The following is a 21495-nucleotide window of genomic DNA, read 5'->3' on the forward strand; positions in this document are numbered from 1 at the left end:
AATTCGCCAGCATTCAGTCGCACATGCCACCAATCAAGGCCGGGGCGCAAAGACACCCTGGCTCCGAATGCGATCGCGAAAGTTGTGCGGGCGCGGAGAGGTTTCCCGCGATACGAACTCGATCTCAGGAAACGGAGGATATTCCGCAGCAAATGAAGTATATTTTAGCAATACAAGATATTTCGACAAAGTAATCGACAAAGCGACTTCGTTTATCCGGAAGGCAAATGGAACGCAGGCTTGCTGCCGTGATGATTGCCGACGTTTCCGGCTATGGGCTACTCAGCCAAGCCGACGAGGAGGGCACTTGCGCGCGCTTTCAGGCCGATCTGCACGAACTGTTCGAACAAAGGATTGCCGCGCATCGCGGGCGGTTGATCAAGACCATGGGCGACGGCTTGCTGGTCGAGTTCCACAGTGTCGTCGAGGCGGTCCGCTGTGCGGTGGAGGTGCAGCGGGCGAAGTCCGAGAGCCGCGGCGTCGATGAGCGCCGGCTGGAATTCCGTATCGGCATCAATCTCGGCGACGTTATCGTTGAGGGCGACGACATCCAAGGCGATGGCGTCATCATCGCCGAGCGGCTGCAGAGCCTGGCCGAACCCGGCGGAATAGTCATCTCCGGCACCGCTTACGACCAAGTTGAGAAGCACCTGGACGTCGGCTTCGTCTTTCTCGGCGAACAGCGCCTGAAGCATATCGAAAAGCCGGTGCGGACCTACCGCCTCTGGCTGGGCGAAGCTCGCCCCAGCGGTGCAACCGTCACGGGACGCCGCATAAGACGCTGGGCAACGCTCGTAACGCTTGCTGTGGTGCTCGGCGTCGCTGGCGGTGTGGCTTGGTGGCGGTCGTGGGAGCCGGCCATGGAAGCAGCCTCGAGCCAACGCTCGGACCTGAGCCCGCCGGATAAGCCGTCGATCGCAGTGCTCCCGTTTGCTAATGTGAGCGATGATCCCAAGCAGGAATATTTCGCCGACGGCATGACCGACGGCCTCGTTACCGAGCTGGCCCAGGTGTCCGGTTTGTTTGTCATCGCGCGCAACTCGACCTTCACCTACAAGGGTAAGGCGGTGACGCCCAGGCAGGTGTCCGAGGAACTCGGTGTCAGATATGTCCTCGAAGGCAGTGTGCAGCGCGCCGGAGAACAACTCCGCATCAATGCCCAGCTCATCGACTCACTCAGCGGAGGACACGTTTGGGCCGGAAAGTTCGACGGTTCACTCGCCGATGTCTTTGCGCTGCAAGACGAAGTGACGCGCGGGATTGCGGATGCTCTTGCACTTCGGCTGAATCCCGACGAGCAGATGGCCTTTGGGCGCAAGGAAACGACGGTCCCGGCGGCGTTCGATGCGTTCCTGCGCGGCTGGGAGCATCACCGACGCACGACTCCCGAAGACTTCGCAAAGGCGGTGCCCTATTTCGAGCAGGCGATTGCGCTCGATCCTGCGTATGGTCGCGCTTACGCAGCGGCGGCCATGGTCTACGCACGCATCTACCTGTGGCGTTGGCATTATCGTTTGGGCATCTCGCGGTTCGAAGCGCGAGCCAAGGCGACGCAGTATCTCCGGACCGCGCCGAAGCAAAAAACGGCGCTGGCCTATCAGGCGGCCGGTGTCCTGTCCGAAGCCGACTGGCAGCACGCCGCAGCGCTTGCCGAGCTCAAGGAAGCCATCACGCTCGAACCCGGCGATTCCTGGAGCTACGCGTTGATGGCATTCGTCCTTACCTCCGCCGGACGGCCGGCAGAGGCCCTGCCTTATATCCGCACTGCAATCCGCCTCGACCCGCATTCCCCGTCGTTTTTCATCTACGTCCTCGGATTGACGGAGTTCAGCCTGGAGAATTTCGAGGCGGCGGCGGTGGCAGCCAAGAGCAGCACCGAACTCAATCCTCAGGATGACGGCTCCTTCCTTCTTCTCGCCGCCGCATCCGGGCATCTGGGTCACCGAGCGGAAGCCGAGGCTGCAGTCGCCCGTTTCAACGCGCTTCGCGTCGGACGCGGTGGAGTTGCCGCCACCATCTCAACCTGCCCGCCACTGGACCTGGCGCGGCCGGAGGACAGCGCTCGGCTCTACCAGGGACTTCGCCTGGCGGGCGTGCCTGAGACCCTGACGAGCAGCGACTTCAGCGGCAGGAACGGGCTGACGGCCGGCGAAATCCGTTCGCTGTTCCTGGGACATCGACTGCGTGGACGCGTGTTGGACTCTGGCGAGGGACATGAGGCAATCATTTCAACTGGCGGCATAGCCACCCTGTCGGGAGGCTGGGCCTCCATGGGCGGTGGTCGCATGGCCGACGTCGAAGTCCGATTTGAGGGAGGCGAGGTTTGCTTCCTGTGGCGCAAAACCACGAACCTATGCGGCGTCGTGCTGCAAAACCCCGGAGGACTAAGCACCAAAGAGAACGAGTTTATCTGGCACCACGGGGACAGGGCCTTCACGTTCTCACCGGTGCGGCAAGCTCCTTGAGCCTTGCCCCTTTCCAACGCCTGCAGCCGCTTCGGGCGGCCCAAAGCTGGCACTGGTCGCATTTGGCGCCGAGTGGCACGATTTGCCCGCTTTCATTTGCTCCGCCGACCGCAGGCGCAGAACCCGTGAGCGACACCGGCGCTACCGCGTCACCCGCTGCAGCACGCTGAACTGAAAGGCCTGGGTAGAGCCCGAGGGGGTCGCGTGGATATGCCGGCGCTCCTCCACAAGCCGGAAGGACGGCCCGATGAGGCCGGCGAGTGTCGCCGGGTCATAGCGCATGACCGGCAATCCGCTGCAACGTTCAGGGCCATCAAGCGCGAAGGTGGCGATGATGGCATGGCCGCCCGGCTTTACCGCGGCGTGAAGCCGGTCGATATAGGCGGCGCGATCATCCGGCTCGGTCAGAAAATGAAAAGCCGCTCGATCATGCCAGACGTCATACGATCGGGTGGGTCGCCACTCGGTCACGTCAGCAGCAATCCATTCCACATCATCGCCGCGCGTGCCAAGCCTTGCTTTTGCGGCGCTGAGAGCGGCGGGCGACAGATCGAGCACTGTAATTGCACGCATGCCTTCGCCAAGGAGTTTGTCGACCAGACGTGATGCGCCGCCGCCGATGTCGATCAAGGAGGCATCCGCAATCGCCACACATTGCCGGATGAGATCGAACGAGACTAACGGCGCATCCTCGAACCAGCTTACGCCCGCCTCGCCCTTGGACGCGTACGCGTTGTCCCAATGGGTCCGTCTGTCTTCGTCGCTCATCAAAACGCCTTCTTTCCGGAGCCGGACAGCCAAACCGCCTTCGAACTCGATTTCAGCGCGCCGGCGTCCCGCCGCTGCTGCATTCTACGGCGCATGGCGCCCTTGGTTCAACGGCGCGACATCCCGACCCTACTGCATAATTCCTTAAATCGGATCCGATTTAAGGATGAAATTATACAGCGAGTTTAAAGCGTTACAGCGTCCTTTGCGCGTCATATATGACGCGCGGCGCTGTAGCCGCCGAGCAGTCCCTCCAGCCAAGCACGGTCGAGAACCGCCTCGAGCTCGGCAGCGACATCATCGAGCGCCGTGTCGACCGACTGGCGGTAATTGCCGATACCGCCTTCGATGCCGAAGCTTTTAAGCAGGGCCGCGCGATAGGCGTCGCTGGAAAACAGCCCGTGCAGGTATGTTCCCATCACCCGGCCATCGGCCGAAAGGGCGCCGTCGACGCGACCGTCGATGCGGATCGACGGCCGGTCGCAATCGGCACCGGTGGTGCGGCCAAGATGGATCTCGTAGCCTTCAAGCGCCACATCGTGTTCCAGCGACCAGGCCCGGCTGTTGCGCAGGGTCTTTTCCGGCGCCATCTCGGTTTCGACGTCGAGCAGTCCGAGCCCCGCGATTTCCCGTTCGCCACCCTCGATACCGAGCGGATCGGTGACACGGGCGCCAAGCATCTGGTAGCCGCCGCAGATACCGATCACCCGGCCGCCGCGCCGCACGTGGCGCTTGAGGTCCTCGTCCCAACCCTGCGCCCTGAAATCCTTGAGATCGCCGATGGTCGATTTCGAGCCGGGGATGACCACGAGCGCGGCGTCCGCCGGGATCGGGCTGCCTGGCTTGACGAAGACGAGATCGACGTCCGGTTCGGCCGCGAGTGGATCGAGATCGTCAAAATTGGCAATTCTCGACAGCACCGGCACGGCAATCTTGAGCGCCCGCCCCTCGCCGCGCGCCAGCTTTTCAAGCACGACCGAATCCTCCGCCGGCAACCGACCTGCCGCCTTCAGCCACGGCACCACGCCGAAGCAGGGCCAGCCGGTGTAGCGGCCGATCGCGGCAATGCCATCGTCGAACAGCGTGACGTCGCCGCGAAACTTGTTGATCAAATAACCCGACACCATGCGTCGATCCTCGTCGGGCAGGATCGCATGCGTGCCCACCAGCGAGGCGATGACGCCGCCGCGGTCGATATCGCCGACGAGGACGACAGGTACATCGGCGCGCGTCGCAAAACCCATATTGGCGATGTCGCCCGCCCTCAGGTTGATTTCGGCCGGCGACCCGGCACCCTCGACGACGACGAGATCGGCGCCGGCTGCGATCTGCTCGAAGCTTTCCATCACCGCGCCGAGCAGCTTCGGCTTCAGCGCCTGATATTCCCGGCCCCTCGCCTGACCGGCGACCTTGCCCTGCACGACGATCTGGCTGCCGACATCCGACTGCGGCTTCAACAGCACCGGGTTCATGTGCACCGAAGACGGCACGCGGGCGGCCAGCGCCTGCAGCCATTGCGCCCGGCCGATTTCGCCGCCGTCATCCGACACGGCGGCATTGTTCGACATGTTCTGCGGCTTGAACGGCCTGACCTTCAACCCGCGATTGGAGGCGAGCCGGCAGAGGCCCGCCACCAATACCGATTTTCCGACATCAGAGCCGGTTCCCTGCAGCATGATCTTGCGTGTCATGGCGCCACCGGTAACATCGATTTGACCGGCAGCAAAGAGCTGTTTTGACACGATTTCGCCGCATTTGCGGCGCGTCGATGACAGACTGTTTCGGTCGCTTATCAAGCTTGTCGAGTTTCTCTCCGAAACCAGCGTAAATGCGACATCCTGTGACGAGTTTGGCATTCAATTTCGTGAGGCGCGAGCCTATATCAGCGCCACCGAAACACACACCGGACCACAGACGTCCGGCCTCTCAAGGTCCATGTCCATGCTGTACATTTTCAGCAAACCGAATTTCGTTCAGATCGCCTGGAATTCCAAGTCACCGGTCAGCCAGTCGCGCGTTCGCAACGTCGTTCTCGACGCTCCCTTCGGACCGCTCGGCTTCATCCGCACGTCCAACGTCGGCTGACCCATCCGGCCCGCGGATCGGGCCCCTATCGGCCACGGCTTTGCATTCCAGCAGCTAACGCCTTCTCCTCCAGCCGTCTCCCCTCGTGGAGGCGGTTTTTTTTCGCCGGATGACCGTGAAATCGCGGGACAAAAACGCGAAAACCGCATCGACCTCCTATCGAGGGATGCGGCTTCCAAAAAACGCTGGTCACTCCGGAAACACACACCGAAGGTTCGCTCAAACCCGGGACGCAATACCTTGATCCGGGCCGGCGGCAGTTGCCCGCCGCGCCACAACAATTAGCCGGACATCGTTACCGGATGGTTATTGAGGATTTAACGAAAGATGAATCGTGGCTTTTTTTGATTTTTTTTCGCGACATCTGCGGAAAATACCAGTGACGCATTCACGACAGGAAAGGTCCTGATTGCAACAGATCAAAAACGAGCATCGCGGCGACCGCTATATTTTGCGGCACTAATTGTCGCAAATGCTTAAATTTGGGACCTCCGAAGCCGAAAAAATCCCCTTCGGTCATGTCGCAGACAGACGCCGCCACCAGCCAGACCCGGCTGTTTTCCGATTCAAGAGGTTGATTTCCCAACGAGAATACTTAGGCTTGCAACGCGGTACAGAGGAGATCCGGCCGGCGACAGGGTTCCGCGGCCAGGACAAAACGAACTCCCAGATCGCCGCAGCGGGGGCTACCCTTGGCTTGTCATTTGCCGAACCCCAGGCTGCTAATTTGGTTCGGGTGACGGGGATGCGAGGGCGTCCCGATGACGCCCGTTTGATCGTTGGCTGCAGTTAAAGACTGGGAGGTCTTGCAACATGAAGAAACTCCTCGCTTCCACCATTCTCGCCGCGGGTCTGTATACGCTCGCGGGTTCCGCGCAGGCCGCGGAATGCGGTGAGGTCAGCATTGCCGAGATGAACTGGGCGTCGGCGGGCGTCGCCGCACACGTGGACAAGTTCATTCTGGAAAACGGGTACGGTTGCACCGTGACGCTGGTCACCGGCGACACCATGCCGACCTTTGCCTCCATGAACGAAAAGGCCCAGCCGGACATGGCGCCGGAACTCTGGGTCAACTCCGTTCGCACGCCGCTTGACGCGGCCATCAAGGAAGGCCGGCTGATCGAAGCCGCCAAGATCCTGAGCGAAGGCGGTGTCGAAGGCTGGTGGATTCCGAAATTCCTCGCCGATGCCAACCCCGACATCAAGACCGTCCAGGATGCGCTCAAGCATCCCGACCTGTTCCCGGCGCCGGAAGACCCCTCGAAGGCCGCCATTCACAATTGCCCATCGGGCTGGAACTGCCAGGTTTCGACCGCCAATCTCTACAAGGCGATAGATGCCGAAAAGGCCGGCTTCCAGCTGATCGACACCGGTTCTGCGGCCGGCCTCGACGGCTCGATCGCCAATGCCTTTGCCAAGAAGACCGGCTGGCTCGGCTACTACTGGGCACCGACCGCCATCCTCGGCAAGTACGAGATGACCCGCCTCTCCTTCGGCGTCGATCACGACAAGAAGGAATGGGACGCCTGCTCGGCCGTGCCGGATTGCCCGGCCCCGAAGGTGAACTCGTACCCGGTCTCCGACGTCTTCACTGTCGTGACCAAGTCCTTCGCCGAAAAGGCCGGCGTCGCCATGGACTACGTCAAGGCGCGCAAGTGGGACAACGGCACCGTCAACAAGGTTCTCGCCTGGATGGATGAGAACCAGGGCACGAACGAGGATGCCGCAAAGCACTTCCTCGAGGAGTTCCCCGACATGTGGACCACCTGGGTAAGCCCTGATGTGGCCGAGAAGGTTAAGGCTGCGCTCTGATTCTGGCTGGTGATGCAGGCGCCCGCATGAAAAGCGGTCGCCTGCATCGGCGTCTTCGCCCGCCGGAAAGATTGCCGGGCGTGGCGACCGATGCTCAGGGCGACGAACGGGCTCAGTTCGCGTCGCATTCAGTAAAGCGGGCGTCACGTTCCGCTGTCACATTCCTCACGCCGGGACCCGAAGAGGTCACCAGCCAAGTCTGCGCAAGGACCGGCAACGACCGGTCTCGAAGACGCAGTCGGCGTTATAAGACTTCAGGCCAAGAAGGGGAAAAATATGGCATCCATCTGCAGTGTCTTGCCAGAGTTGCTCTGCAAGTTCCCTGCCATTGACGACGGAACGATCCGCCTGGCTCGCAAGACAATCGACGATGGCTTCAAAGGTTTCGTCCGCTCCTATGGCGACGCCATCGACACGGTCGTGCAGCCGCTTCAATGGTTTCTGAACTATCTCGAAAGCCTGTTCGTCGGCTCGCCGTGGATCGTCATCCTCGTGCTCATGGTCGCAGTCGTCTATCTCGGCAGCCGCAACATCAACATCACGATCGGCACGGCGCTGTCGATGATCGCCATCGGCCTCGTCGGCCTGTGGAACGACACGATGATCACGCTGGCGATGGTCACCGTCTGCACGCTGATCTCGATCCTGATCGGCATTCCGATCGGCATTCTGATGGCCCGCTCGGATCGGGTGCAATCGATCGTCAATCCGGTGCTCGACGTGATGCAGACGATGCCGAGCTTCGTCTACCTGATCCCGGTCGTGATGATCTTCGGCATCGGCAAGGTTCCGGGCCTGATCGCCGTCGTCATCTACGCCGTGCCGCCGATGATCCGGCTCACCAATCTCGGCATTCGCCTCGTCGACCAGGAAGTGCTGGAAGCCGCCGACGCCTTTGGTTCCTCGGCCTGGCAGAAGCTGAAGAACGTGCAGATGCCGCTGGCGCTGCCCACCATCATGGCCGGCATCAACCAGACCATCATGATGTCGCTGGCGATGGTCGTCGTCGCATCGATGATCGGCGTCGGCGGTCTCGGCAAGAACGTGCTGCAGGCGATCGCCAACCAGTTCTTCACCGTCGGTTTCCTCAATGGCTTCGCCCTTGTCGGTATCGCCATCATTTTCGACCGTACCAGCCAGGCCTTCGGCAGGCGGCTGCAGAAGCATTCGGAGGTTATCCATGGCTAGTCACGCGATCGAGGTGAAGAACCTCTACAAGATCTTCGGGCCCAACGGCGGCGACTATGTCGATGCGGTCAAGCGGGGCCTGGGCAAGGCGGAACTCAACGAGAAGCACGGCCACGTGCTCGGCCTGCAGGACATCAACATCTCGATGCCGGCCGGCGGCGTGATGGTGGTCATGGGACTGTCGGGTTCGGGCAAGTCGACGCTCATCCGCCACATCAACCGGCTGATCGACCCGACCGCAGGCGAAGTGCTCTATGACGGCGTCGACGTCTGCAAGATGAGCGACAACGACCTGCGCGAATTCCGCCGCCACAAGACGGCGATGGTGTTCCAGAAATTCGCCCTTTTGCCGCACCGGACCGTTCTCGACAACACCGTCTACGGCCTGGAAATCCAGGGCGTCGGCAAGGCGGAAAGCGAAAAGCGCGCGCGCGGCTGGATCGAGCGTGTCGGCCTCAAGGGCTTCGAGAACCACTATCCGAACCAGCTTTCCGGCGGCATGCAGCAGCGCGTCGGCCTGGCCCGGGCACTCACCAACGATGCCGACATCCTGTTGATGGACGAAGCCTATTCGGCGCTCGATCCGCTGATCCGCGTCGATATGCAGACCGTGCTTCTCGACCTGCAGAAGGAGTTGAAGAAGACCGTCGTCTTCATCACCCACGACCTCGACGAGGCGCTGCGGCTCGGCGACAAGATCGCCATCCTGCGCGACGGCCGCGTCGTGCAGCAGGGGACGGGCCAGCAGATCGTGCTGTCGCCGGCCGACGACTACATCACAGCCTTCGTCAAGGAAGTGAACCGCGGGCGCGTCATAAATGTCGAGACGATCATGCGGCCGCTTTCCGGCAACCCCGAGGGCATGCCGCTGGCGATGGGCACGGTGCTGGAATCGGCGGCCCGCGCCATGACCGGCGCCCACGTCAACGCGGCCCATGTCGTCGACGAGAACGGCCGCCCGATCGGCGCACTCGATCTGCCGACGATCATCTCGGCCATGGTCACGCCCACCAGCCACGAGGACAAGCGAGCCGCCGCGTAAGGCAGGCAAAAGAGGCCGACCAAGGGCGCCCGGCATTTCCTCCTGGAGGAGCTCGCCGCGGCGCCCGTCGCATTTCAGGCCCGGTAACATCGGCTACTGCGGCTCAGGAGGAGCCGCCTGCTGTCAGGACTTTTTGCGCGCGGCTGATATCAGCCTCGGCATGCCCGGCTATCTGCCGGCCGCGATCCTCAGTTGGTCTTCGTCGTTTCCGCAGCAGCCGGCTCGACGGTGCTTGCGGACGAAAGCGTGTCGCTGGTCGCCGGGAAATATTTGTCGAGCAGGCCCATCATCTGATTGTCACGCTTTTCGGCGGTCTCGCCGCCCATGACGACGCCGACGAGGCGTTTGCCGTCGCGCGTCGCCGAGGTGACGACGTTGTAGCCCGATGCGGTGGTGTAGCCGGTCTTGATGCCGTCCGCTCCGGCATAGCGGTTCATCACGTTGTTGTGGCCGCGAAGCTTCATGCCCCGGAATTCGATGGTGCGGTTCGAAAACAGCGCGAACTCTTCCGGGAAGTCGCGCATGAGCGCAATACCGAGTGTCGCCATGTCTCGCGCCGTCGTCACCTGCTGCGGATCGGGCAGGCCGTTGGCATTCTTGAACACGGTGCTGGCCATGCCGAGTTGATGGGCCTTCTCGGTCATCACCTTGGCAAAACCCGCTTCCGTGCCGGCCAGCTGTTCGCCAATGGCGACGGCGGCATCATTGGCCGACAGCACGATCATACCCATGACCGCTTCGCGGACGGAAACAGTGCGGCCGACGCCGACGGCCAGCTTGAAGGGCTCCTTGCCATTGGCATTTTCCGACATCGTCAGCCGTTGATCCCAGGTCAGCGTGCCGTTCTGAAGCCCCTCGAACGCCAGATAGAGCGTCATCATCTTGGTCAGCGACGCGGGATAGTTGAGCACGTCGGCATTGTCGGCCTCGAGAACCGTGCCGGTCTGCGCGTCGAGAACCACATGGGCCTTGCCGGCGAAAGCGTAGGAAGCACCGCCGAGCAACAGACCGAGTGAAACCGCCGCCGACGCGAGTGTCCGGATAGTGAAATGCATGATGTTCTTCTCGTTTGAGGCTATCGATCAGCGCGCGATATTCGCGGGCAAGCGAGCGACGACATAGGTGCGGCCTTTTACAGCGATCGCAAGCGAGCCGCAATCGCCCATAGGCTGCGGCTTTTCGTCATGAGCACCCGCCCCCCATTTCGGCCAAAATGGCTTCACCGGACAACGGGGCTTCCGCGCGAAATCGAACCTGCCTAGCCGTTGCGCGGCGCGACCGCCCTCGCCCCGAAGGGCCAGCCCGACAGAAAGGGTCTCTCGATGAAACGGAAGGTCAGATAGGAGACAACCAGCACCCCCGCCATGGCGACGAGCGTCACCAGCGTTCCGAACCCTTGGCCGAGCGTCAGAACCGTGTCCCCATCGGAAGCGACGTGGGTTGGAAGCTTCAGGCCGAAGCGCAGACCCTGGGTGACCACCCAACCGACAATGGAATGGGTCAAGTACACGCTGTAGCTGACGGTGCCCAACCAGACGAAGGACGGCCACTCGAGAAAGCGGCGCAACGCGGTACCCTCCTGCAGGTTCGCAACCGCCACGACCGTCACTGCGAAAAGAGGTGGCAGAAAAATCTCCGCACGGCTTCCGCCGAGACCCCAGATTGCCAAGACGACGAGCGCCAGCGCGGCTGCAGCCATCGGCGCCGCCGCCTTTCGGGGAAGCCGGATGTGGAGCGAAGCGGCCCAAGCCCCCAGGAAAAAGGAAAATATGCAGCGGATGATCGCAAAGATCGGATCGGTTTCGAGCCGCCCTCCCTCCAGGGCAAGCAGGATGATGGCCGCTCCACCCGAGAGAACAAGGCACCAGCGCATCGGCAACCGCAGGAGGCCCATGGTCAAGGCGAAGATCAGATAGGTCCAGAACTCCACAGAGATGGACCAACTGGGGATGTTGAACCCGAGCTCGCGCAGAACCACGCCCTGCAGCAGAAAAAGATTGGCAAGGAATGCCTTCGCGTCGGACACGATAAAGGCAGGGTTGTTGGAAACGATACCGGTCTTCTGCTCGAAGACGTATTTGAGACACTCTATGCCGAGGAAAACCAGGAGCGTGAACAGGTGAAGCGGATAGAGGCGCCAGAACCGCCGGCGCTGGAAGCTTGCCAGATCCGCTGGGCTCGACAATCTGTTCGCATAATTGAGAGCGATCACGAAGCCGCTGAGCACGAAGAAGAAGTCGACCATAAGGTAACCGTGCCGGATGAAGGCGTTTTCGCTCAGCAGGCTGCCGTAACGGAAATGGTGCAGAGCAACGGCTAAAGCCGCGAAACCCCGCAAGGATTCGAGCGCCAGAAGTTTGGGTTTCTTCGCCATTGGGGAGAATGCTCCGTCCCTGACAGCTTGCGCCGCCATTTCATCTCGCTGCGCCCGTAGTTTGGATTTTCTGCTTCGAAGGAGGCAGGCTCCGCAAGGACTGTCGTGCGGCAGTTTCGCCCGGGAAGGCTTAAAATCCGGTAATGAGCGTCCTGCGCAACCCAGAAGGGATTGGGCGCCGCTTGTCGGGGCAAGGCGCTTTTGCAAAAAGATGCCGGATTTAGCCAATGCCTCGTTTCATTCGACCTTAACCCAATTGCGCCATCCTCCAAGCCAGGTCCCGGCCCGCTCTTAGCGGTGCAGACAGGGACCGCGAAACAGGAGGCGGCGTCGTGTCGGCGGCGTCCTCGCCCCAGCAATCTCGGCGCCCTCATGCAACGGATCCCCGCCACGGCAGACTTTCCTACGCGAAGGCATCAGGTGCCGGCGCGGTTAAGCTACGACGCGGGGCTCGCACAGCTGACGCGTCATCTGGCTTCGCTTCTGTCCGGCCTCGGGCTTTTCCTCATGGTCTTCACACTGATGCCCTTTCAGGGCGCCACGGAGACCGATCCGAATGCCGCCAACGACGGCAACATCATCAACCAGGTCGGCTACCTCGTGCTCGGCGCGGTCTATCTGTTCGCGATGCTGCTCGTTGTCGACAAACGGGTGCTGGCGCGGCTCGTCTCACCGGCCTGGGCGGCGATCTTCGCCATCGCCTACTTCTCCTGCCTGCAGTCCTACGATCCGGCGGCTTCCGCCCGCGGTCTGACGCTCAGCCTCGTGGCGATGATCATGGTGGCAGGCGTGCTGGTGCTGCCGCGGAGCGAGGAGGATTTCGTTCATGCCGGGGCAAACGCCATCCTGCTCCTCATCCTGATCGACTATGCGGCGCTCATCGTGGCGCCGGACCTGGCCATTCACTCGGCGGCCGGCGGCGAACCCTGGCATGCCGGCTTCTGGCGCGGCCATCTCCTGCACAAGAACGTCTCGGCGCCGGTATTTTCGATCCTGTGCATGTTCGGCATCTACTGCCTGCGCGCTGGCGCCACGCTTCGCGGCTGGGCGATCACCCTGCTCGCGGCGAATTTCGTGCTGCACACCGGCTCGAAGACCACCATCGGCTTCCTGCCGATCGCGATCACGCTGGTGCTTGCCGGACGCGTCGTTCGCAGTCCAGGCCTGATGATCGTCGCCCACCTCGCCATGTCGGCGGTGATCTTCGGGTTGACGCTCGGCACGATCTATTCCGACACCATGTTGTCGATCACCAAGGCGATCATCGATGACCCTACCTTCACCGGTCGCGATGACATCTGGAAATTCGCCAGCGAAAGCATCGCCGAGCACCCGTGGTTCGGTCAGGGTTACTCCAGCTTCTGGCTCTCGCCTGTCATCATGGGGCTCGAGGCCAATTTCGAAGCGAACTGGGACGTGCGCGGCATCGTCGCCGGCCACAACAGCTATCTCGACGCGGCGCTGACGTTCGGCCTGCCCGGCGGCATCCTCATGAGCCTGCTTCTCTTCGTCAAACCGCTCTTCGACTACATCAGCGCCTCGCGGCGGCCGGAGGGACGTGCGTTTGCCGACTTCTGCGTCATGGTCGTCATCTTCATGACCTACAACGCCATGCTCGAAAGCTTCTTCCTCAACCGCGCCGACCCGATGTGGCTGCTGACGGCGCTTGCCATCTTCGGGCTCGGCCTTGCCGGGCGCATGGGCCTGCGCCGCCAACAATAGTCGCGGGCCGATCGCGCGAATGCTTGCAAAGATATAAAGATATCTTTATATCTCACTGCATTCATTCTAGCCGGGAAAAGCCGATGACCGCTGCAGCCAATGTTCTCTCCGACCTCATCGCCGAAAAGGGCGTACTTCTCGCCGATGGCGCCACCGGAACCTCGCTGTTCGCGATGGGCCTCGAAGCTGGCGAAGCGCCGGAAATCTGGAACGAGACCAGGCCGGAGAACATCACCAAGCTGCATCAGGACTTCGTCGATGCCGGCGCTGATATCATCCTGACCAATTCCTTCGGCGGCACCCGCCATCGCCTGAAGCTGCACCACGCCCAGGACCGCGTGCACGAACTCAACAAGCGCGCAGCCGAAATCGCCCGCGCCGTTGCCGACAAGGCACCGCGCAAGGTCATCACCGCCGGCTCCGTCGGCCCGACCGGCGAGCTGCTGATCCCGCTTGGCGCACTGTCCTACGAGGATGCCGTCTCGGCTTTCGTCGAACAGATCGAGGGCCTGAAGGCCGGCGGCGCCGAAGTCGCCTGGATCGAGACCATGTCCTCGCCGGACGAGATCCGCGCTGCCGCCGAAGCCGCTACCAAGGTCGGTTTGCCCTATGTCTATACCGGCTCCTTCGACACCGCCGGCAAGACCATGATGGGCCTGCATCCCAAGGACATCCACGATGTCGCCAAGGATCTCGGCGATGGCCCGGTTGCCGTCGGCGCCAATTGCGGCGTTGGCGCGTCTGACATCCTGTCCTCCCTGCTCGACATGACCTCGGCAAACCCCGAGGCAACCGTGATCGTCAAGGGCAATTGCGGCATTCCGGAATTCCGCGGCTCCGAGATCCACTACTCCGGCACGCCGCCGCTGATGGCGGAATATGCACGGCTGGCAGCCGACGCCGGCGCCAAGATCATCGGCGGCTGCTGCGGCACCACCTGCGGGCACCTGGCCGCCATGCGGATTGCGCTCGACGAGCATTCGCTGCGCGACCGCCCGACGCTCGACGTGATCATCGAAAGGATCGGCCCGTTGCGCAACAAGACGGCCAACGAAGGTCCGTCGGCCCCGGCCCGCGAACGGCGCAGCCGTCGCGGCTAGAGCGTTTTCCTGTTTGCACGGAGTCGCAGAAACGCTCTAGCGCCTTGTTTTCACGCATTTCCTGACGGAAAACCGCTCCGCACTTTTCCTGGAAATGCTCTAACGGCACGCAAAATCTAAAAGAATAAAACGCTCCGGCATCGTCTGATCCGGAGCGTTTTCATTTGTGAGTTCTGCCGTGGCCGCGAAGCGCTCAATCCTGTCGAAAAAGGCCAGCAGGCGCCATTCGAGGCGCTGCAAGGTTGGCGACGGCAAAAGCCAGGGCCGGTGTCCTTCGCTGCGAAAGCACATCACTCTCAGCCGCACCGATAAAGGTTCGGTAGAAATCGAACGAGCGGCCGATCTGCCGCGAACCCTGCGCCGAGAAGTGACCATGGTCTTCGAACAGGGTGACCCCCTTGTCCTCGATTTGCAGGAGTCCTCGTCGCAGAGATAGCCTCTGAAGCTGACGACGGGATATTCGTCGGCGATGTCGGCAAGCACAGACAGCATGTCCTTGTCGTTGGTCATCACATCGCGCAGCGGCAGTTCGCAACGCTCGATCGGATCTCCGAGAAGCCGCACGCGCGCAACGCAAAGCCCGGTGTCACGACCGTTCCGCGGCGGCGCCGCGACGAAGACGGTTTCAAAGCCGTTCGCCTCCAGCCAGGCGAGCGTCGCGCGGAAATTGTCGGTGAGCGTCTTGAGCTCCGACGGCATCTCCCTGATGCCGCCGACAAGCACCTTGTCCTCGATCAGATACTGGCTGAGCTGCGACGACAGCACGACATAGCGGATCGACTTGTTGGCGAGCAGGAACCGCTTGACCTCGGCATTGTGCTTAGCACAGGCCAGCGGCCATTGCTGCCCCAGCCGGGGAACCACAGGTGCGAGATCGAAAAACGGTCCGCAGTTGTTCTTCGTCAGCTGCACCAGCTTCACATCGGGCTTCGATGCGATGATGCCGTCGACGAGGTGGCGGGCATAGGAGTCGCCCCAAACAGCGATTTCGGGCGAGCTGCCGGTGGCGCATTTGAGGTTGACGACCGCATCGCATTCCTTGCTGATGCCGACGCTGGGCTCGATCATGCGCGCGAGTTCCCGATTGCGCGAGGCGAACCCGTCGGTCCCGTCGAACCCGAAACCGACGACCAGCGCCACTGCGCCCGCCGCCAGCGTCGCCCCGAAGACGGCACCGCGACCGACCTTCGCGCGTTGACGGAACGGTTGCTCGACGAAGCGCCAGCTAAGAGTGGCAAGCGCGATGCATAGCACGATCAGAACGACATAGCCCGCCGGCGGGATCTCATCGATCGCCCGCAGCCGGGCAAAGGCGAAGACCGGCTGATGCCAGAGATAGAGGCTGTAGCTGATCAGCCCGATCGCCACCAGCGGCCGGACCGAAAGCAGCTTGCCGACCAGCGTATCGCGACGGCCAAAGGCCAGCACCAGCACCGTTCCAACTACGACCGGCACGGTCGCCCAGCCGGGATAGGCGGGGGCGCCAGCCGGCGGGCTCGGCGCTCGTAGAACGAGACGATGCTGAAGCTGCCCTCGCGGATTTCGCGATGAATAGTCGAGGTGATCAGGAAGCCGCTGATGACGAAGAAGACATCGACACCGGCAAAACCGCCGCCGAGAAATCCGAAACCGGCATGAAAGAGCAACACGGGCGCAACGGCAAGCGCGCGCAGTCCATCGATTTCGGGTCTGTAATGCATGGGGAAGAAAAACCTAGGTGGGGCCGGTTGGCTAACACGGCCTTACGTAGTGGTATATCAGCCTGACGCTTAGTACCCTCGCTAGATGGCGCAAGACGACCCTGATGCGTGTGTGATATAGACTATTTGTTTCTGAGACGAGGAGCTTCCGATGACCGAGAAGACCTTCTTGACGATTGCGGCCGCAATATTCGGGATCGTTGCAGTGGTGCACTTGGTTCGCATTCTCATAGGTTGGTCGGTTGTCATCGACGGCTGGACAGTTCCTATGTGGGTAAGTTGGGTCGGCCTCATCGTCACCGGTGGCTTGAGCTACTACGGCGCCAAGCTCGCCAAGTTGATCTAAGCACTGTTATCGGTACCAAGCGTCAGGTTTTCGCCACTAGCGAGCCAACGGGTGCGCCAGCATATCCACATATATGCGCATTCTAAGGCATGGCCACAGCGTGCCGTGCTGCGCCCATGCCCCATTGGTCTTTCAGGGGGCCGAATGCCCCCGGATATCAGGCGCTGCGCTTGCCGATACGGTCGGCCTGAAGATGCTGCCGCCAGGCCTCCAGCCCGACCTCGATGTTCCTGCGGCCAAAGCCTACGCGGAAACGATCCTGGGCGACCGGCAACAGCTCGGACACGAACAGGCTCGATGGCAGCAGCAGCACGCCGGACTCCCCCACCAGGCGGCGGCAATGGCTCTCGACCCCATCTGCCCCGAGATAGCGGGCAAAGCCGACGCAGCCACCGTCAGGCTCCCGCCATTCGTAAAGGTCGGAGAACTCGGCAAAGAAGGCCCCGAGCTTTTCGAGGTTCGAGGCGCAAAGCGTACGATTGCGGTCGAGCAGATGCTCGCGCGCCTTGAGTGCGATGGTCGCCAGGACCTCGGACGGGCGCGAATTGCAGATCGACAGGTAGTGCTTCATCTTCTCCATGCGCTCGATGAGCGCATGATCGCGGCAGGCGATCCAGCCGATGCGCAGGCCCGGAAGCCCATAGGCCTTGGACATGACGTTGAGGGAGATGCCGTGCTCGAACAGCTCGGCCGCCTGCGGCAGTCTCAGCGCCGGGTCACGTTCCAGCCCGCGATAGACCTCGTCGCTGAAAAGGTGAATGCCGCGTTCGACGCAGAGCTCGGCCAGCGCCTTGAAGGTTTGCCGATCGGCGATCGAGCCGGTCGGGTTGTTGGGAAAGTTGACGGCGATCAGCCGGGTGTTCGGCTTCAGCGCCGCGCGCACGTCGGCAAGATCAAGGCGCCAGTTGTTTTCGGGGCGCAGCGGCACGCCGGTCACCGAGCCGGCGATCGTGACCGGCAGCGTCTCCATCGACTGGTAGTTGGGTACCGTTACGATCGCGTGATCCTGAGGGCCGAGCAGCGCCAGCATGGCGCAGTAAAGTCCCTCCTCCGCCCCGGCAAAGCAGAGAATGTCGGCCGCCGAAAGCCCCTGATAGGTGGACGCAATCGCCGAGCGCAATGCCGGCGCGCCGTAGGTTTCGGTATAGCCGAGCGTCAGCTTTTCCCAGGCTTGCCGGTCCGCGTCGTCGGCCAGCGCCAGCAATTCGCTCATGGCGATGGTTTCGCTGTCGCTTGCGGTCATATGGTGGCGCGCCTTGAACTCCCAACGGGAGAAATGTGTTTCGAGGCGAAAGTCTGGCAAGGTGGTCATATCGGATCCTCCACTGCTTCGCCCGGCAGACGGGCGAAATCGTTGTCTTCGTCGTGTTCAGGAAGCGTCGCTACGGGCAGCGGCAAGATAGTTGTAGATCGAGGCGCGCGAGGTGCCGATCAGGCTGGCGAGATGGTCGACAGCGTTGCGGGTCTTGAACAGGCCGCGCTCTTCAAGGGCGGCCACCAGCGCCACGCGGTCTGTCCGCTTCAGCGCTGCAAGCGCCAGCCCCCGCTCCTTCAGCCAGTCGTGCAGCGACGCGTTTATCTCCTCGCGCCAGTCGCGTGAAAACAGCGCCTGCGGCCGCGGTTGCTCAGCGCCGGCAAAGGCGGAAAGCAGCTTCACGGCATTGTCGATCATCGAGACGTCGAGATTGATGCAAAGCAGGCCCGCCGCGTCGCCGTTGGCATCGCGAAGCACCGCCGAGACGGACTTGATGCGACGGCCGTCGGCGCCGGTCTTCTCGTAGGGTCCGAGCACGCTTTCCGCGCCCGAAACCGCGCCGAACTCTTCCTCGATCAGCGAATCCTCGCCGACCGCACGGCCGGACGAAGCATTCCAAATGCCGACGACGGTTCCGTGCCTGAGGTCGTGCAGCACGACCTCCGCATGCGGATAGAGCAAGGCGCTGATGGCGGCGGCCGAAGGCGCATGCATGGCAATGTCAAAGGCGATAGCGGGCTCGATGTTCATGTCATTGCAATGATCGATTCTAGATTTTTTGTCAATATTAGATATTTTGTAGCATTTCAAATATTCACCGATGCTTGCGCACCCAGCCGCCCTGGCCTATCCCGGATGGGACAAGATTCGCCTGGAGACACTGACATGAATGCCGGCCCCGCTTCCTTTCCCGACAGGGACACCGTTGCCGACAAGCTTTCGGCATTTGGCGAAGCGGATCAGGCCTTTGTCCGGTTGCTGATGGAAAATCCCGAGCAGGACGATCGACTGCTGGAAGGGCTCTACCGCTATCTCGATATCGCCTCCGATGCCCGCTTTCTCAACACGCTGAAGCTCGAGAAACTCGGGCATTGGCTCGGCAACGAGGCACCCGCCCGGCTGCAGATGCGGCTAATGGAAGCCGCCCGCTCCAGCCAGCACCCGGCCTACCAGGCGTTCAGAACGGGCCTGACGAAATCCGGCGGCCTGGAACGCGCTTTTCCGAAGGCTTGAGCGACGGTCCTTGGGCGGGAAACAGCCCCTCACCCTAACCCTCTCCCCGCAGGCGGGGAGAGGGGATGTGCCACGCGATAGGTCTTCGCCTGCGCCGGCCCGCTGTCACCGCTATTCCTGGCGCGTCGACTACACGAAGCCTTTCCTCAGCGCTCTGTCCTGCGCTTGAAAGTTGCCCGACGCTCCCGGTATTGCAGCCTCAGTGGTTTTCGAAGTTTTCAAGGGAACGAAAGCATTGCCACGCGTTCCCTTCTCCCCGCAAGCGGGGACAAGGTGCCGGCAGCCGGATGAGGGGCAGCACCAGGCGTTCACATCGAAGGCGTAACGCTAAGGTCCATTGCCAACCCTCCCCGCCCGACCCTCAATTGGCCGAGTTGCCACCGCCCGAAAGCCCCTTGGCCAGCCGGACCAGATTGACGAACTCACCGCGATAGCCGAATGGGTCCGCCCCCTTGGACGCCGCAGCAAGGTCGATGACAGCATCATAGGAATAGTCCGACAGCGCCGTCACGCCCGACAGCTTCTGCCCGAAGGCCGCCACGGCCACCGAGAAGCGCACATCGTTGGGCGCCTCTGCCAGCGACGGTACGGCGTTCGCCTCGGTGACCGGCGTGGTGATCAGTTCGCTTCTGTCGCCGTCCGGTTTCTTGTAGCGGATTTTGAGGAAGGCGAGTTCGCCGGCATTCACCGCGGCGCTGGCGACCGACTTGTCCGCCGTCTTGTAGCGCAGATCGTCGTTCAGCACCGCCGGGCTGCCCTTCGGCGTCACCTCGTAGATCGCCGTCACGCTGTGGCCCGAGCCGATGTCGCCGGCATCCACCTTGTCATTGTTGAAATCCTCGCGCTTGAGCGCCCGGGTCTCGTAGCCGATCAGCCGGTATTCGGCGATTGCGGCTGGATTGAACTCCACCTGCAGCTTGACGTCCTTGGCGATCGGGAAGAGCGAGGAGCCCGCCTCCTCCACCAGCGTCTTCTGCGCCTCGGCCAGCGTATCGATATAGGCAGCCGTGCCGTTGCCGTTCTGGGCGATCGTCTGCATCAGCGCATCATTGTAGTTGCCACGGCCGAAGCCGAGCACCGACAGGAAGATGCCGCTCTTGCGCCTGGCCTCGATCATCTGCTTGAGTTCGTCATCGCTGGCCGGGCCGACATTGAAATCACCATCGGTCGCCAGCATCACGCGGTTGACGCCGCCCTTGACGAAAGCCTTCTCCGCCAGCCGATAGGCGGCATCGATGCCCGCGGCACCCGCGGTCGAGCCGCCCGGCTGCAGCGTATCGATCGCCGACAGGATCTTCGCCTTGTCCTTGACCGAAGTCGGCTCGAGCACCGTGCCGGCATTGCCGGCATAGGTGACGATCGACACCGTATCCTCCGGCTTCAGCTTCTCGACAAGCAGCCGGAAGGCGCTCTTCAACAGTGGCAGCTTGTCCGGCTCGTCCATGGAGCCGGAAACGTCGATCAGGAACACCAGGTTCGCCTTCGGCGCCTCTGCCGGCACCACGTCATAGCCCTTGATCGCCACATGCATCAGCCGCGTGCCGCCGTTCCAGGGCGTCGGCATCACCGTTACCGTCGCCTTGAACGGCTCAGCAACTGTCGCCGGACGCGGCCAGTCATAGGGGAAGTAGTTGACCATCTCCTCCACCCGCACCGCATCGCGCTCCGGCATCTGGCCCTCCATCAGCGACCGGCGCACAAAGGCGTAAGATGCCGTATCGACGTCGACCGAGAAGGTCGAAACCGGGTCGGTGGCGACGCTTTTGACCGGGTTGCTGTCGGCCTTGCCGAAGCGCTCGCGGTTTTCCTGAGGCGGGAGCTGCATCTCCTGTGTAACGACGGGCGCCGGCAGATAGGTCGGCCGCCCTTGCGCGCCACCTGCTGCCGAAAGCGGTGCGAGGCTGTCGCTCATCATCTGGTTGGCCATGGCATCCGCCTCGGGCTCGGCGGCGGGCGCCGCGCTCTCGGTCCGCGCGACCGGCTGAGCCTCGGCCGACTTCTGCTCACGGGCACGGGCATGCGCCTCGTCGGCATCGGGCTTTGCCGTGACGACCGGCTGTGGCGCTGCCTTCTGTTTCGGCTCCTCCTTGAGCGCGATCTCCGCGCCGGTGTCGCCGGGCAGCATGGTGTTGCGCGTCAACTCAAGCGTCAGGAACGCGGCGGCGGGGATAACCAGCAGTGTGGCCAGTGCCGATCCGGCAAGCAGTTTCCTGTTCATGATGGGGCTCCATATCCGGTTGAAGATGGAGCTTTGACGAACCGGCAGCGCCGATCCTTGGGTGGCGGTCGAATTTTCTTCTGCTGCGTCGAAGGCCTGCATGGCGGCGGCAAGCGCCCGCGCCCGCGCCTCGGTCGAAGCCTTTGGCGGGGTCAGTCCGGAGAGCTTGTCGAAATCGTCGGTCATG

The 21495-nt window shown here is 62.3% G+C and carries 19 protein-coding genes; 9 read left to right on the forward strand and 10 right to left on the reverse strand.

Features of this window, described 5'->3' with window-relative positions:
- The first annotated feature begins 227 nt into the window (after positions 1–227).
- Positions 228–2465 carry an adenylate/guanylate cyclase domain-containing protein gene (locus BC360_RS00185; RefSeq protein ID WP_065783368.1) on the forward strand — a complete coding sequence of 746 codons (2238 nt, stop codon included), beginning with the start codon at positions 228–230 and terminating at the stop codon, positions 2463–2465.
- A gap of 141 nt (positions 2466–2606) precedes the next feature.
- Here the strand turns inward: BC360_RS00185 and BC360_RS00190 are convergent, their stop codons facing one another.
- The gene (locus BC360_RS00190; RefSeq protein WP_065793836.1) at positions 2607–3233 is read right to left on the reverse strand and encodes a class I SAM-dependent methyltransferase; all 627 of its coding nucleotides are present in this window, start codon (positions 3231–3233) and stop codon (positions 2607–2609) included.
- A 212-nt stretch (positions 3234–3445) separates the two neighbouring features.
- Positions 3446–4924: a cobyric acid synthase gene (locus BC360_RS00195; RefSeq protein ID WP_065794214.1), complete on the reverse strand. Its 1479-nt coding sequence runs from the start codon at positions 4922–4924 to the stop codon at positions 3446–3448.
- Positions 4925–5174: 250 nt separating this feature from the next.
- Here BC360_RS00195 and BC360_RS31220 point away from each other — a divergent pair, with 250 nt between their 5' ends.
- Positions 5175–5318 carry a hypothetical protein gene (locus tag BC360_RS31220; protein ID WP_139109850.1) on the forward strand — a complete coding sequence of 48 codons (144 nt, stop codon included), beginning with the start codon at positions 5175–5177 and terminating at the stop codon, positions 5316–5318.
- A gap of 388 nt (positions 5319–5706) precedes the next feature.
- Here the strand turns inward: BC360_RS31220 and BC360_RS32470 are convergent, their stop codons facing one another.
- Positions 5707–5904: a hypothetical protein gene (locus BC360_RS32470; RefSeq protein WP_208858136.1), complete on the reverse strand. Its 198-nt coding sequence runs from the start codon at positions 5902–5904 to the stop codon at positions 5707–5709.
- 227 nt (positions 5905–6131) lie between these two features.
- Between BC360_RS32470 and BC360_RS00210 the strand changes: the two genes are divergently transcribed.
- The 3 genes from BC360_RS00210 (at position 6132) to BC360_RS00220 (ending at position 9360) form a co-directional block, all read left to right on the forward strand.
- On the forward strand, positions 6132–7130 hold the full coding sequence (locus BC360_RS00210) for an ABC transporter substrate-binding protein (protein ID WP_065793838.1): 999 nt from the start codon (positions 6132–6134) through the stop codon (positions 7128–7130).
- A 276-nt stretch (positions 7131–7406) separates the two neighbouring features.
- Positions 7407–8318, forward strand: coding sequence for an ABC transporter permease (locus tag BC360_RS00215; RefSeq protein WP_065783372.1), 912 nt, complete (start codon positions 7407–7409; stop codon positions 8316–8318).
- Positions 8311–9360 (forward strand): quaternary amine ABC transporter ATP-binding protein, encoded by a 1050-nt coding sequence (locus BC360_RS00220; protein ID WP_065783373.1) that lies wholly within the window; start codon positions 8311–8313, stop codon positions 9358–9360. Before BC360_RS00215 ends, BC360_RS00220 begins: the two co-directional genes overlap by 8 nt.
- A 188-nt stretch (positions 9361–9548) precedes the next feature.
- Here the strand turns inward: BC360_RS00220 and BC360_RS00225 are convergent, their stop codons facing one another.
- Complete coding sequence (locus BC360_RS00225) at positions 9549–10415, reverse strand: D-alanyl-D-alanine carboxypeptidase family protein (RefSeq protein WP_065793839.1); 867 nt, start codon at positions 10413–10415, stop codon at positions 9549–9551.
- Between the two features lie 203 nt (positions 10416–10618).
- Positions 10619–11734 (reverse strand): acyltransferase family protein, encoded by a 1116-nt coding sequence (locus tag BC360_RS00230; RefSeq protein ID WP_065793840.1) that lies wholly within the window; start codon positions 11732–11734, stop codon positions 10619–10621.
- Positions 11735–12154: 420 nt separating this feature from the next.
- On the opposite strand from BC360_RS00230, the gene BC360_RS00235 reads away from it, so the two are divergent.
- On the forward strand, positions 12155–13456 hold the full coding sequence (locus tag BC360_RS00235; RefSeq protein ID WP_065793841.1) for an O-antigen ligase family protein: 1302 nt from the start codon (positions 12155–12157) through the stop codon (positions 13454–13456).
- Between the two features lie 83 nt (positions 13457–13539).
- On the forward strand, positions 13540–14556 hold the full coding sequence (gene bmt, locus BC360_RS00240; protein ID WP_065783377.1) for a betaine--homocysteine S-methyltransferase: 1017 nt from the start codon (positions 13540–13542) through the stop codon (positions 14554–14556).
- Positions 14557–14655: 99 nt separating this feature from the next.
- Here bmt and BC360_RS00245 read toward each other — a convergent pair whose 3' ends face one another.
- A complete protein-coding gene (locus tag BC360_RS00245; RefSeq protein ID WP_208858137.1) occupies positions 14656–16011 on the reverse strand; it encodes an acyltransferase family protein in 1356 nt (451 codons plus the stop codon).
- On the reverse strand, positions 15999–16256 hold the full coding sequence (locus tag BC360_RS32475; protein ID WP_065793843.1) for an acyltransferase family protein: 258 nt from the start codon (positions 16254–16256) through the stop codon (positions 15999–16001). Before BC360_RS32475 ends, BC360_RS00245 begins: the two co-directional genes overlap by 13 nt.
- A 151-nt stretch (positions 16257–16407) precedes the next feature.
- Here BC360_RS32475 and BC360_RS00255 point away from each other — a divergent pair, with 151 nt between their 5' ends.
- Positions 16408–16602, forward strand: coding sequence for a hypothetical protein (locus BC360_RS00255; protein ID WP_065783379.1), 195 nt, complete (start codon positions 16408–16410; stop codon positions 16600–16602).
- Positions 16603–16759: 157 nt separating this feature from the next.
- On the opposite strand, the gene BC360_RS00260 is transcribed toward BC360_RS00255, so the two are convergent.
- Both BC360_RS00260 and BC360_RS00265 read right to left on the reverse strand, forming a co-directional pair.
- Positions 16760–17914: an aminotransferase class I/II-fold pyridoxal phosphate-dependent enzyme gene (locus BC360_RS00260; RefSeq protein ID WP_065793844.1), complete on the reverse strand. Its 1155-nt coding sequence runs from the start codon at positions 17912–17914 to the stop codon at positions 16760–16762.
- A gap of 57 nt (positions 17915–17971) precedes the next feature.
- On the reverse strand, positions 17972–18607 hold the full coding sequence (locus BC360_RS00265) for a transcriptional regulator (protein WP_065793845.1): 636 nt from the start codon (positions 18605–18607) through the stop codon (positions 17972–17974).
- A gap of 135 nt (positions 18608–18742) precedes the next feature.
- Here BC360_RS00265 and BC360_RS00270 point away from each other — a divergent pair, with 135 nt between their 5' ends.
- On the forward strand, positions 18743–19090 hold the full coding sequence (locus tag BC360_RS00270; protein WP_065783382.1) for a hypothetical protein: 348 nt from the start codon (positions 18743–18745) through the stop codon (positions 19088–19090).
- A 361-nt stretch (positions 19091–19451) separates the two neighbouring features.
- Here BC360_RS00270 and BC360_RS00275 read toward each other — a convergent pair whose 3' ends face one another.
- Entirely contained in the window at positions 19452–21494 is a 2043-nt protein-coding gene (locus tag BC360_RS00275; RefSeq protein ID WP_413813713.1) for a vWA domain-containing protein, read from the reverse strand.
- Position 21495: the final 1 nt, after the last annotated feature.

Origin of the sequence: Ensifer sp. LC163, from assembly GCF_001695855.1 — a bacterium.
Classification (GTDB): Bacteria; Pseudomonadota; Alphaproteobacteria; order Rhizobiales; family Rhizobiaceae; genus Ensifer.

Excerpts from the sequence above, each read along its gene's own strand:
- BC360_RS00185 (WP_065783368.1), top strand. The coding sequence starts at position 228 with ATGGAACGCAGGCTTGCTGCCGTGATGATTGCCGACGTTTCCGGCTAT.
- BC360_RS00190 (WP_065793836.1), bottom strand. The coding sequence starts at position 3,233 with ATGAGCGACGAAGACAGACGGACCCATTGGGACAACGCGTACGCGTCC.
- BC360_RS00195 (WP_065794214.1), bottom strand. The coding sequence starts at position 4,924 with ATGACACGCAAGATCATGCTGCAGGGAACCGGCTCTGATGTCGGAAAA.
- BC360_RS31220 (WP_139109850.1), top strand. The coding sequence starts at position 5,175 with ATGCTGTACATTTTCAGCAAACCGAATTTCGTTCAGATCGCCTGGAAT.
- BC360_RS00210 (WP_065793838.1), top strand. The coding sequence starts at position 6,132 with ATGAAGAAACTCCTCGCTTCCACCATTCTCGCCGCGGGTCTGTATACG.
- BC360_RS00215 (WP_065783372.1), top strand. The coding sequence starts at position 7,407 with ATGGCATCCATCTGCAGTGTCTTGCCAGAGTTGCTCTGCAAGTTCCCT.
- BC360_RS00220 (WP_065783373.1), top strand. The coding sequence starts at position 8,311 with ATGGCTAGTCACGCGATCGAGGTGAAGAACCTCTACAAGATCTTCGGG.
- BC360_RS00225 (WP_065793839.1), bottom strand. The coding sequence starts at position 10,415 with ATGCATTTCACTATCCGGACACTCGCGTCGGCGGCGGTTTCACTCGGT.
- BC360_RS00230 (WP_065793840.1), bottom strand. The coding sequence starts at position 11,734 with ATGGCGAAGAAACCCAAACTTCTGGCGCTCGAATCCTTGCGGGGTTTC.
- bmt (WP_065783377.1), top strand. The coding sequence starts at position 13,540 with ATGACCGCTGCAGCCAATGTTCTCTCCGACCTCATCGCCGAAAAGGGC.
- BC360_RS32475 (WP_065793843.1), bottom strand. The coding sequence starts at position 16,256 with ATGCATTACAGACCCGAAATCGATGGACTGCGCGCGCTTGCCGTTGCG.
- BC360_RS00255 (WP_065783379.1), top strand. The coding sequence starts at position 16,408 with ATGACCGAGAAGACCTTCTTGACGATTGCGGCCGCAATATTCGGGATC.
- BC360_RS00260 (WP_065793844.1), bottom strand. The coding sequence starts at position 17,914 with ATGACCACCTTGCCAGACTTTCGCCTCGAAACACATTTCTCCCGTTGG.
- BC360_RS00265 (WP_065793845.1), bottom strand. The coding sequence starts at position 18,607 with ATGAACATCGAGCCCGCTATCGCCTTTGACATTGCCATGCATGCGCCT.
- BC360_RS00270 (WP_065783382.1), top strand. The coding sequence starts at position 18,743 with ATGAATGCCGGCCCCGCTTCCTTTCCCGACAGGGACACCGTTGCCGAC.
- BC360_RS00275 (WP_413813713.1), bottom strand. The coding sequence starts at position 21,494 with ATGACCGACGATTTCGACAAGCTCTCCGGACTGACCCCGCCAAAGGCT.